Consider the following 11,788-nt stretch of genomic DNA (forward strand, 5'->3'; position numbering starts at 1 on the left):
GAAAGGGGCGATATATATGAGTAATGATAAAAAATTAAAGTTAATACAATACTTATACTTTTTCCCTACTATACTCTGTATGATGTTATTCATTAATGCCGATGTAAGCAGCTCTCCTTATGCAAAGCTATTAGGAACAATTTTCGGCTCCTTTGCAGCTATTATGCTTGCTGCTTTTTGGAATTTGAAAATACGTATGAAGAAAGAGAAATCTTCTTAACAGCAAAACATAAAAAAATCGAGCCTACACAGCTCGATTTTTTACTGATTATTAAAACTCAACACTCTCCAAATACAAACCACTTGCCTCAGCAAGACAATTAATTTGATTGCGCTGCTTTTCTTCTAAAACATTTGGAATTGCGTCAGCATCTAGTTGTCCTAATCCAACTTCAATTAATGCTCCAACAATTTTTCGCACCATATTATGAAGGAAGCCGTTACCACTTACTCTAATTTGTACAAATCCTGCCTCTTCAGAAACCTCAAGCATATATACTTCTCGAACCATAGACTTTTTCTTAGACTTTGCATTTGAAAAAGCAGTAAAATCATGTGAACCAACTAAATGTTTCGCAGCTTTTTTCATGCTTTCCACATTTAATTTTTTATTCACGTGCATGCTGTGTTTACGCATAAATGGGTTCGTATGCTCTTCATTCCAAATTTTATAAAGATATGTTTTCGCCTTAGAGTTGTAACGAGCATGGAAACGATCTGGCACTTCTTCTACATTTGTAATACTAATATCATTTGGTAAATATTGATTTAAATACTTTTTCACTTTATGTTCCACTAACTTCTCATCACTCTTAAAGTTAGCCACTTGATTCAAAGCGTGTACACCAGCATCCGTTCTACTACAGCCGATAATTTCAATTTCTTTCCCGACCATTTCAGATATGACACTCTCAATTTTCCCTTGAATCGTATTATCATTATTACCGAGACGTTGCCACCCTTTATAACGCGCACCGTCATACTGAATCGTTAATTTATAATTGTGCATAGTATTCTCCTTCATAGAAAATATTCCCTCATATCGTGAGGGAATATGAATAAACTTTATTTTTTAACAAGTCTTACTACATTTTCTACATGAGCTGTATGCGGGAACATATCAACTGGCTGCACATATTCCACTTCATAACTCTTCATTAATGCATTCACATCACGTGCTAACGATGAAGGATTACAAGATACGTACACAACTCGTTTCGGCTGTACTTTTAAAATTGTTTCCAATAATTTATCATCGCAACCTGTACGTGGTGGATCGACAACAATTACATCTGGGCGCCATCCTTCTTTTACCCACTTTGGTAACCATTGTTCAGCTTTACCTGCTTCATACTTCGTGTTTGTAAATCCGTGACGTTTCGCATTTTTTCTTGCGTCTGCAATCGCTTCTGGAATTACATCCATACCACGTACTTCCGCTGCATCATTCGCAAGCCAAAGACCAATTGTACCAACACCACAGTACGCATCTACAATTTTCTCATTCCCTGTTAAAGCAGCTGCTTTTTTCGCTTCATCATATAAAACAACCGTTTGCTCTGGATTCAGTTGGAAGAATGCACGTGCTGATAATTCAAATGATAAATCACCAAGTGTTTCTTGAATTACTTCTTTTCCAGCTAATTTAAATGTTTTGTCGCCAAAAATAACAGATGTTTTACGCCAGTTTACGTTTTGCATAATTGATTTAACAGCTGGCATCTGTTTTTGTACTTCTGCAATAAATTGTTCTTTATTTGGCAGTTCTTCTTTTGTTGTAATAAGTGTAACTTGTACTTCCCCTGTTTGAACTGCAGTACGTGTTACAATTGTGCGTACTAAACCTTTTTGTTTTTTCTCATTGTAAATAGAAACATTTAATTTTTCTAATATACGTCTTACAACTTTTGTCGCTTCATTCGTTGCTTTATGTTGAATCATACAATGGGCAATATCAATTAACTGATGTGAGTTTTGCTTATATAACCCTGTAATAACCTTCTCATCTTTGCGCCCCACTTGTAATTGACTCTTATTACGATAATGCCATGGATTTTCCATGCCAAGCGTCGGACGAATTTTCTCTTCCAAAGTGTTATTCATGTACTTCTCAAATGCTTGTACAACGATATCACGTTTTTGATTTAATTGTTCTTTATAATCTAAATGTTGTAGCTGACAGCCACCGCACTCCTCATATACTGGACATGGCGCTTTCACACGATGTGGTGAAGCTTTACGAACCTTTTTCACTTTCGCTTCAGCGAAGCCACGCTGAATTTTCGTTGTCTCAGCAACGACTTCTTCTCCTGGTAATGCCCCTGGAATGAAAACAACTTGTCTCTTAAAATAACCAACGCCTTCTCCGTTAATCCCAAGACGTTTAATTGTCACAGGAAACGTTTGACCAACTTCCAACTTACTCTCATGTTGCTTTTGTATCATGATTACACCTCTACTCTATACTTTTCCATAAATATAACGCTGCATAACTGCAGTATGGTTCACACTCTTGTTTCACGTTTTCTAAAAATGCATCATCAGGTTTATCATCCAATTGAAATACACCTTGCACTGCACGCTGAATCCCAATGTCCGCTTTCGGAAACATATTTTTCCGCCCAAGCCCAAACATTAAAAAGTTTTGCACTGTCCATGCACCAATCCCCCTAATTGGTAACAATTGTGCTGAAACCTCTTCTTCCGTCTTGGTTTCTATACTCGCTAAATCTAATGTACCATGGGCAATACGTTCTGCTAATCCTACTATATATTCAGCCTTCCGCTGACTAAACTTCTGCTCTCTCAATTCTTCTATTGAAATATTTGCTACTATTTCCGGAGTGGGGAAAAAGAATACACCGTTCTTCTCTGTTCCATACCGTTTCACAAATTGTTCTGTTAGCACAGTAGCAAATTTCAAGTTTATTTGTTGATGAATGATACAGCGAAGAAGACACGCGAAATAATCGAATTCTAAAATAATTGGAGTATAAGCATATATCTCAAATAGTGGACGTAATGATGTGCTTAAAAAATGATTTTGTATATCTTGAAACGGATCATCCCAATGAAAAATGGCCCTCATTCGTTTCATTACCTTCTCCGGATTCCCTGTCTGACTAGAAATCCAAAACTGTGGATTTTGAACAGTACCAATCCCTTGCAAGCGAACAACAACCTGTTCCTCGTCTATACAAAGCGGGACATAAATGACTTTCTCATCTAATTGAATGACGTTGAGAGGATCAAAAGATAAACGTTTTAATACTTCTTCAAAATGATACGGATACTCTAACGTAACATGTTCGCTCCACATACGTTTCCCCGTCCTTTTTACACATCATTATAGCATGAGAAAACCGCAAGCATACATGCTTACGGTTGATTGCTTTTCACTAAGTCATCTAGACTTTTAAAATGATACCCTTTCTCGCGCAAATCATCAATGATTTTCGCAAGTGCTTCTGCATTATCTTTTGATATTGCATGAAGTAATAAAACAGATCCTGGATGAATCATCGTCATTACATTGTTATGCGCATATTGCCATCCTCTTTGCTGATCCACCTTCCAATCCAAAAATGCAAGTGACCAAAATACATTATAGTAGCCCATTTCTTTCGTAAGAGCTAATGTTCTTTCACTAAATACGCCGCGCGGAGGACGTACATATTTCACTTCTTTTTGTCCTGTTACTTTTTTTATTTCCTCTGTTACACTCGTTAACTCTTCACGAAGTTTTGCATCGTTTACTGCTGTAAAATCAGGATGACTCCAAGAATGATTCCCAATAATATGCCCTTCATTTTTCATTCGTAACAACAAATCTTTTTGAGTTTTAATATAATGCCCTGTTACAAAGAAAGTGGCTGGTACCTTCTTCTCTTTTAATACATCTAAAATCTGGCCTGTATAACCATTTTCATATCCATTATCAAATGTTAAATAAATATCTTTTTTCTTCGTATCCCCTAAATAAAATCCGCCATTTTTTTGTAGCAATTCTGTATAAAGTTTCCCTGCATCTGGTACTATTTCATTTTTAGGACGCGGAATTCCCCAGTTATGTGGAGTGTTTGTATAAGCCAATGTTGAAACTGGAACAAGTGCCATCATAATTGAAAAAATGAGACCTATATATAACCATTTATATTTCATAAATAGTCTCCTTTCCATATATAATCGTACCTGTAGTTTCTGTTTCCCTGCTTTCTTTCATGCTGAACATGTTTTTCTATATATACCAAAAAAATGCACCTCGAATCATTCGAGGTGCATTTTTGTTTACTTAAATACTGGCTCTTTAAAGCTCGCTAATTTTTCAAGCGATGTTTTATCAACATCAGCATGTAAACTATTACCATGAGAGTCCATCGTTACAACTGCTTTAAAACCTTCAATGCGTAAATGCCACATTGCTTCTGGAATACCAAATTGTAAGAAATCAACATCTTTCACTTCTTTAATACATTCCGCATAATATTGCGCCGCACCACCAATTGCGTTTAAGTACACGCCGCCGTGTTCTTCTAATGCTGCTAATGTTTTTGCACCCATGCCGCCTTTACCAATTACAGCACGAATACCAAATTTCTTCATAATATCCCCTTGGTATGGCTCTTCACGAATACTTGTCGTTGGTCCTGCTGCTTTAATTTGCCAATTGTCATTCTCGTCTTTCACTACAACTGGACCACAGTGATAAATAACTTGTCCATTTAAGTCTACTGGACAATCGTTATCCATTAAATGTTTATGGATTGCATCACGACCTGTATACATCATGCCATTAATTGTTACAACATCACCAACGCGAAGTTCACGAATTTGCTCTTCTGTAATTGGTGCTTGCAATATAATTTCACGTTGCTCTGTTTTTTCTTGCACTTCATGCTCCAGTGTATCGTCACCTTCTTGATATAGCCAATCCATAATTTCTCCTGTTTCAGGATGGATTTTTACACCAAGGCGGCGATATGCCCAACAATTATACGCAACAGATACGTAGAAGCTAGCTGGCAGGCGATTATATACGCCAATTTTACAACCAAGTAAAGTTGTTTCTCCGCCGAATCCCATCGTACCAATGCCAAGCTTATTCGCATTTTCTAATACGTATTCTTCAAGTTTTTGTAACTCTGGTACAGGATTGATGTCATCTAATGTACGGAATAATTGATTTTTCGCTAATTCGTAACCCGATGTTCGGTCTCCCCCGATACCAACACCAATTACACCTGCACTACATCCTTGACCTTGTGCTTGATATACAGCATGAAGAAGGCATTTACGAATTCCTTCTAAATCACGGCCTGCGCGTCCAAGTCCTTCTAATTCACACGGTAAGCTATATTGAATATTTTTATTCTCACAACCGCCGCCCTTTAAAATTAAACGTGCATCAATATAATCTTTTTCCCATTGCTCAAACTTAATAACTGGTGTACCTGGTCCTAAATTGTTTCCACTATTGTCTCCAAAAAGAGAATCAACAGAGTTGGGACGAAGTTTACCATCTTTTGTCGCCCGCTCAAGCGCACTATAGATAGCTTCCTTCAGCTTTAATTGATTCACACCAACTGGTGTATAAATTTTAAAAGTTGGCATCCCTGTATCTTGGCAAATCGGCGAGATGTTATCATCTGCCATTTTAATGTTATTCGTAATTGTGCCAAGTGCCATCGCTGAACGAGTCCCTGCGTTTTCTCGCTCTTTCGCTTGTTGAATCGCACGACGAACATCTTTCGGTAAGTTCGTTGACGTTTCAACAACTAGTTGATACATGCTTTCTTGAAGCTTTTCCATTGTTACTTCCCCCTCAATTGTGAACGCTACCAAAACGTTACGAGATGAAAATTCCATCGTTATACTCTTCAGCCTTTTATTTATCCCGCATGAACGGGCAGTAAGACTCCCACCTCGAAATTTGACTAGAGCAAAGAAGTTAGGTTGGAGCCCTGCTGCCCGTAAACGCCCGATTGGTGAAGGCTAATAATCAGTGGGGAATAAACTTCCCCACTGATTAAAGTTTCACTTTATTTCATGCTATTAAAGTATAAATGAGATTTTTCACAACTTGATTATACCTTTTTTTCTATATTCCTTCTATTATCCGTACAGAAAAAGGCTACCAATTTTGTATTGGCAGCCTTTTTAATATATTATTCGTCTTTTTTAAATTGCTCACATTTTAATTCTAATTCATCTAACATCGCAAGAAGACGATCTACATCTTCTAACTCTACTTCTTCAGGTTCAATTGTATCAATTACTTCAATGAACATATTTAAACGCTCTTTTAAATATACTAATTGTGTATCTTTATCTTGAATTGCTTTTCCCATGAAGGCACTCTCCTTTTAATTCGAGTTGCTTTTATTATACCGCAAAAATGATTGCTATGGGCATGAAATTTCATCAATTTTGTCACGATTATCCGCTATAATGTAAGCCCTCTCTCTTTTTCCGCTAAAAAGTTTCACTTTATAAAAAGTACATATTCTTCTATTATAGAGAATGGACAAATTGTTATTTCAATAGTCAAAGGAGTATTTCATATGACGATATCACAAAAAATGAAGCCGATTACTCCTTCTTACGATCCATGGGAAGCGTATATGGACCTTGAAGAGTACGGCAAACTACTATTAACAAACGTTGAGTTTACAACGACAACGTTATGCAATATGCGTTGCGAGCATTGTGCTGTTGGTTACACATTACAGCCGAAAGATCCAAATCCGCTTCCGATGGAGCTTTTATTAAAACGATTAGATGAGATTCCTCATTTACGTTCTTTAAGTATTACTGGCGGAGAACCTATGCTTTCAAAGAAATCCGTCGACAACTATGTAACACCACTCTTAAAATACGCTCATGAACGAGGCGTTCGCACTCAAATCAACTCAAACTTAACTATAGATTTAGCACGTTACGAACAAATTATTCCTTATTTAGATGTGCTGCATATTTCTCATAACTGGGGAACAATTGATGACTTCGTTGAAGGCGGATTTGCAATGATGGAGCGTAAACCTACTTATGAACAACGTGCAAAATTATTCGAACGAATGATTACCAATAGTAAAGCTCTATCCGATGCAGGTGTACTCGTATCAGCCGAAACGATGTTAAACAAAAGAACTCTACCACATATTGAACATATTCATCGTCAAATCGTTGAGGAAATGGGTTGTAAACGTCATGAAGTGCACCCGATGTATCCAAGTGACTTCGCTAGCACACTTGAAATTTTAACAAAAGACGAAATTCGAAAAGCTATTGAACATTTATTAGAAATTCGTGACGAAAATGTATGGATGTTATTTGGAACATTACCTTTCTATGCATGTAGTGATGATGAACGCGATTTAGCTACATTTAAGAAATTACATGAAAGTAAAAATGTAACTGTACGTAATGATCCAGATGGCCGTTCTCGTTTAAATGTAAACATTTTCGATGGAAATATTATTGTGACGGACTTTGGTGATGTTCCGCTTCTAGGAAACATACAAACAAATACATTACAAGAAGCATATGAGAAATGGAGCGCTTCAAAAACAGCAAAATCATTAAGCTGTCATTGCCCTGCGGTGAAATGTCTTGGACCGAATGTTCTTGTAAAGAACAGCTACTATCCAACAGAAGATTTCTTATCAAAAAAATCAAACCTTATGTTATAAATAAAAACGTCAGCTTATATGGGCTGACGTTTTTTTATTTCATTGCGCATGCGACGAGGAAATAAATTTAAAAAACAAATGATCATGAATTGGAATAGCTGCTCCAATTCCTTGAGAGGTAACATTTTTTACAACAAGTCTTTTTTGATTTCCTTTTAAAACAAGGTACACTTCTCCAAACGTTACTTTTCCTTTTTCATTTACTGCTGGCGTATAAGCATATAAATATCCAAGTTGACTCGGACTAATATTATACACACGCTCATGTCCTGTACCATAACCAATGGTCGTTTTAAATGAAAGTGGCAACTGTACTTTTTCAAGCGCTTTTAGCAGCATCATTTTTTTCACATCTGTAGCATCTTTCATATCTGCTGTTAAATCGCCTTCAATCGTCTTTTGAGTTTCTTGCTTATAACGAAGTGGATATAAGCGATCTCCTCCTCGATTATCGTACACATTACGATTCACTTGTTTATATTCCCAATTAATCGATGTATCTACCGATTCATAATTTAAAGCCCATTGACCTAAATAAATTTTTGCGCGGTACCCTACTGCAAGCGGTGCATTTGAAATTGTCGTTTCATTAAACATCCGAATTAAGTCCGGATTTTCAATTTTAATATTTGCTGTTTTCAATAGTTCTTGAGCAAATTTACTAGGCTGTAAGCGCGGCAAATCTTGCGCATCGTTTGGAAACGTATTGTCTTTTGAAATATTTAAAACAGATGAAGGCATTTTTGTTTCTACCGTTGTCTTTGCAAAACTACTGTTAGGAAATAATAAAATAAACGAGACCATGGTTGAAAGACATATGCTGTATACTCGTTTCACCTGTCTGGCTCCTTCCTACATAAAGGTATATATACTACTTTGTTTATTGTTTTCTCTGGACACAATTGTTATGCCTATTTTTCATAATAAATAAAAACCAATTCCCATAATGACGTACGCAGCTAATAAAGTGCCTCCTTCAAACCAGTTTGTATCCCCATCATTGGAGATTGCAATCGTTAAGAAAACAGCTGTAATCATGGACACAAGTTCTGGTATTGTAAACACTAAAGGCATCCTTTGTGCAAAAAACATAGAAAGCAATACTAATACAGGAGCAACAAACATCGCAATTTGTAATGTAGAACCTACTGCAATTTCAACTGCAATATTTACTTTATTTTTATAAGCCATAATAATTGCAGATGCATGTTCCGCTGCATTTCCAACAATTGCAACGATAATAACCCCTATAAATAACTCTGACCAGCCAAACGACTTCGCAACCGTCTCAAATGTATGCACGAGAGCCTCTGACACGTAAGCTACTGCAATCGTTGCTATCGCTAAAATAAGGAGTGCTTTACCTTTCGACCACTCTGGCTCTTCTTCATGCGCTACTTCGTCACTTTTATGTTGATATACACCACGATGCGTAACTAACTTAAATAGCAATGCAGCAAGGTACATAATAATCATAATAATAGATACACCAATACTTAATTGATACGTCTTTCCCGCATCCATCTTCATTGAAAAAATTTCTGGAATAACAAAGGCTACGACAACAGCAAAAATTAATAAAGCTGAATTATGTCTTGCGTCGTAAACATTAAAGCTTTGTCTTTTATATTTTAATCCACCTATAAAAAAGGACAGCCCTCCTACTAATAGTAAATTTCCAAGTACAGAACCCGTTAACGAAGCTAACACAACTTCAATTAATCCTGCCTGAAGTGCGAAAATTGAAATGATAAGTTCAACGGCATTACCGAAAGTTGCATTTAATAATCCACCTATTCGAGGTCCAGAGACAATTGCCAAACTTTCTGTTGCTCTCCCCATAAACCCCGCTAATGCGATAATTGTAATGCAATATACAGCAAACATAATCGTTTGAGGCCAATGCATTGTTTTTCCGAGTACAGAAAGTGGTACACCTATAAGCGCTACTATAAGAAATATTTTATTAAACATGCTTTCCATCCTTCCATCGTATGTATTTCTCCTCATCATTAATATTATTCTTCTCCTAACTTGTCCGATTTCATCACAATTACGTTTAAAAAATCAGATTGAAGAAAACAGTATGAAAGATATTTAATTTATCTTGTTTAAACGGAGAAAATTATAAATTATGAAAAGAGGTTAAAAGTATGCACTTAAAAGAAAAAATTGCAACGATTATTCAAGGTCAAAGAACAGGTGTGTTATCTACTGTACGTAATGAGAAGCCACACAGCGCTTTTATGATGTTTTTCCATGAAGATTTTGTACTATACGTTGCAACAGATCGAAAATCAAAAAAGATAACAGATATCGAAAACAATCCAAATGTACATGTACTGCTCGGACGAGAAGGAAAAAAATTAGATGAAGATTATATAGAAGTTGAAGGCATAGCTTCAATCGAGGAAGACTCAACATTAAAAAACAAGTTTTGGAATAATAGCTTAAAACGCTGGTTACTGGGTCCTGAAGACCCTAATTACGTATTGATAAAAATCAATCCCGACACAATTTATTACATCGATGGTGCAGGTACGACGGAGCCCGAGTTTTTACGACTATAAAATAAAACAAGCCCCCCTTAGGTGGGCTTGTTTTGTCGAAAAGTTCTTCTAAAAAAAACAATAAAATAGGTGGAACTTTCTAAAGATTCTGTTATATAATAGCAGTAACTTAAATAAACTGTATTAAAACAGATTGAGAGGAGAAATAAAATTGATGAAAAGAGAAGAACGTAAAAACATGATTGAGTTTATTGAAAAGAAAAAAGGAATTGAGCGTGACGAATTATTGTTTATGACAGACGATGAAGTAGAACATATTTATAATGTAACGTACTTTTTATATGAGGAAATTGCAGAGTAGTATAATAATCCCCACCTTATTAAAAATATAAGGTGGGGATTATTTCGTTATTAATACATGAGAATGATTTTCATGTATAATAATGTAAGATTGGAGGAATTTTACTATGAGCTCATGGCTATTATTCGCACTATTATCAGCAATTGCTGCTGCCCTTGTATCTATTTTTGGAAAGATTGGTTTAGATGGAATCGATGCCAATGTTGCTACGACCGTTCGTTCTATTATTATGGCATTATTTATGATAGGCGTTATTATTATACAAGGTAAATTTCAAAATATCGGCGACGTACTGCTAAATAAAAAAGCACTGCTATTTATCACATTAAGTGGGGTTGCAGGTGCTTCGTCATGGCTATTTTATTTTCTTGCCTTAAAAACAGGAAAGGTCTCTCAAGTAGCCCCTATCGATAAATTAAGTGTAGTGTTTTCTATTATTCTTGCGATGATTATACTCGGTGAAAAGTTAAACTTTATGACTGGTATCGGTGTAGTCTTTATTACAGCTGGTGTACTATTTATTGCTTTCAGCTAAAAAAACCGCTATTAGCGGTTTTTCTTTTTCTTTATGTAAAACCATACAATGCATGTAACAACTGCTGAAATGATTAAAATCCATATTCCATAATGATGTAAACTATACTCGACAAATCGCCACTTCTCTCCTAACTTCCAGCCAAGTCCGATAAAAACACTTATCCAAATAAGCGCACCACCGTAAGCGTACAAGCAAAAACGCCAAAATGTTAAATTCGAAACCCCAGCAAAATATGCTGTTAAATGACGTACTCCTGGTATAAAGTAACCAATCATTAAAAGAAATGGACCGTATTTTTCAAATAAAATATGTGTTTTTTCAATGTGATGTTCTTTAATTCTAACTTTCGGCCCATATTTTTTTAAAACAGGAAGACCGAGTTTTAAACCTAATATGTAGCTTAATGTAATACCTAACATCGCACCCGCCATCCCACTTGAAAAAGCAGCAGTTCCTGACATAACGCCTTTTGAAACATTATAACCAACAAAGGTCAATAAAAACTCGTCTGGTATCGGTAATCCGACAATCCCACCAGCCAATGCTATAATAATTCCAAAATACCCATAATGCGCGATTAACTCGCCAATATGTTGTTCCATTCGGAAGACACATCCTATGCACGATCGTTATTCCACATTTTGCCCGTTCTCTCTTTAAGACAAACATGGTATACATATTCACTATACAT

At 36.0% G+C, this 11,788-nt stretch carries 14 protein-coding genes; 5 read left to right on the plus strand and 9 right to left on the minus strand.

From position 1 onward, the window contains the following. The first annotated feature begins 16 nt into the window (after nucleotides 1-16). The gene (locus tag ACS2MN_RS23035; RefSeq protein ID WP_000063850.1) at nucleotides 17-220 is read left to right on the plus strand and encodes a hypothetical protein; all 204 of its coding nucleotides are present in this window, start codon (nucleotides 17-19) and stop codon (nucleotides 218-220) included. Nucleotides 221-271: 51 nt separating this feature from the next. On the opposite strand, the gene truA is transcribed toward ACS2MN_RS23035, so the two are convergent. The 6 genes from truA to ACS2MN_RS23065 form a co-directional block, all read right to left on the minus strand. Beyond that, the gene (gene truA, locus ACS2MN_RS23040) at nucleotides 272-1,009 is read right to left on the minus strand and encodes a tRNA pseudouridine(38-40) synthase TruA (protein ID WP_088055814.1); all 738 of its coding nucleotides are present in this window, start codon (nucleotides 1,007-1,009) and stop codon (nucleotides 272-274) included. A gap of 56 nt (nucleotides 1,010-1,065) precedes the next feature. Then, nucleotides 1,066-2,445 carry a 23S rRNA (uracil(1939)-C(5))-methyltransferase RlmD gene (gene rlmD, locus ACS2MN_RS23045; RefSeq protein ID WP_000615220.1) on the minus strand — a complete coding sequence of 460 codons (1,380 nt, stop codon included), beginning with the start codon at nucleotides 2,443-2,445 and terminating at the stop codon, nucleotides 1,066-1,068. Nucleotides 2,446-2,455: 10 nt separating this feature from the next. Beyond that, nucleotides 2,456-3,319 (minus strand): DNA-3-methyladenine glycosylase family protein, encoded by an 864-nt coding sequence (locus ACS2MN_RS23050; protein WP_346994998.1) that lies wholly within the window; start codon nucleotides 3,317-3,319, stop codon nucleotides 2,456-2,458. Between the two features lie 59 nt (nucleotides 3,320-3,378). Further along, a complete protein-coding gene (gene pdaA, locus ACS2MN_RS23055) occupies nucleotides 3,379-4,161 on the minus strand; it encodes a delta-lactam-biosynthetic de-N-acetylase (protein WP_000875966.1) in 783 nt (260 codons plus the stop codon). A gap of 126 nt (nucleotides 4,162-4,287) precedes the next feature. Further along, on the minus strand, nucleotides 4,288-5,808 hold the full coding sequence (fumA, locus tag ACS2MN_RS23060; RefSeq protein ID WP_000413537.1) for a class I fumarate hydratase: 1,521 nt from the start codon (nucleotides 5,806-5,808) through the stop codon (nucleotides 4,288-4,290). Nucleotides 5,809-6,164: 356 nt separating this feature from the next. Next, nucleotides 6,165-6,347, minus strand: coding sequence for an SE1561 family protein (locus tag ACS2MN_RS23065; protein WP_000513558.1), 183 nt, complete (start codon nucleotides 6,345-6,347; stop codon nucleotides 6,165-6,167). Between the two features lie 213 nt (nucleotides 6,348-6,560). Here ACS2MN_RS23065 and yfkAB point away from each other — a divergent pair, with 213 nt between their 5' ends. Beyond that, nucleotides 6,561-7,688: a radical SAM/CxCxxxxC motif protein YfkAB gene (gene yfkAB / locus ACS2MN_RS23070; RefSeq protein ID WP_000156031.1), complete on the plus strand. Its 1,128-nt coding sequence runs from the start codon at nucleotides 6,561-6,563 to the stop codon at nucleotides 7,686-7,688. 39 nt (nucleotides 7,689-7,727) lie between these two features. Here yfkAB and ACS2MN_RS23075 read toward each other — a convergent pair whose 3' ends face one another. Next, complete coding sequence (locus tag ACS2MN_RS23075; protein ID WP_002175969.1) at nucleotides 7,728-8,525, minus strand: YfkD famly protein; 798 nt, start codon at nucleotides 8,523-8,525, stop codon at nucleotides 7,728-7,730. An 81-nt stretch (nucleotides 8,526-8,606) separates the two neighbouring features. Continuing rightward, nucleotides 8,607-9,662 (minus strand): calcium/proton exchanger, encoded by a 1,056-nt coding sequence (cax, locus tag ACS2MN_RS23080; protein WP_033661220.1) that lies wholly within the window; start codon nucleotides 9,660-9,662, stop codon nucleotides 8,607-8,609. A gap of 179 nt (nucleotides 9,663-9,841) precedes the next feature. Between cax and ACS2MN_RS23085 the strand changes: the two genes are divergently transcribed. The 3 genes from ACS2MN_RS23085 to ACS2MN_RS23095 all read left to right on the plus strand — a co-directional run bounded on the left by ACS2MN_RS23085 (nucleotide 9,842) and on the right by ACS2MN_RS23095 (nucleotide 11,094). Then, nucleotides 9,842-10,258: a pyridoxamine 5'-phosphate oxidase family protein gene (locus tag ACS2MN_RS23085; RefSeq protein WP_000550212.1), complete on the plus strand. Its 417-nt coding sequence runs from the start codon at nucleotides 9,842-9,844 to the stop codon at nucleotides 10,256-10,258. A gap of 154 nt (nucleotides 10,259-10,412) precedes the next feature. Further along, a complete protein-coding gene (locus tag ACS2MN_RS23090; protein ID WP_000817786.1) occupies nucleotides 10,413-10,559 on the plus strand; it encodes a BH0509 family protein in 147 nt (48 codons plus the stop codon). A 106-nt stretch (nucleotides 10,560-10,665) separates the two neighbouring features. Next, nucleotides 10,666-11,094 (plus strand): EamA family transporter, encoded by a 429-nt coding sequence (locus ACS2MN_RS23095; protein WP_000100302.1) that lies wholly within the window; start codon nucleotides 10,666-10,668, stop codon nucleotides 11,092-11,094. An 11-nt stretch (nucleotides 11,095-11,105) separates the two neighbouring features. Here ACS2MN_RS23095 and ACS2MN_RS23100 read toward each other — a convergent pair whose 3' ends face one another. Next, entirely contained in the window at nucleotides 11,106-11,699 is a 594-nt protein-coding gene (locus tag ACS2MN_RS23100) for a DedA family protein (RefSeq protein ID WP_000434867.1), read from the minus strand. Nucleotides 11,700-11,788 lie beyond the last annotated feature (89 nt).

This window comes from Bacillus cereus group sp. BceL062 (assembly GCF_051780025.1).
GTDB classification, from domain to species: domain Bacteria; phylum Bacillota; class Bacilli; order Bacillales; family Bacillaceae_G; genus Bacillus_A; species Bacillus_A toyonensis.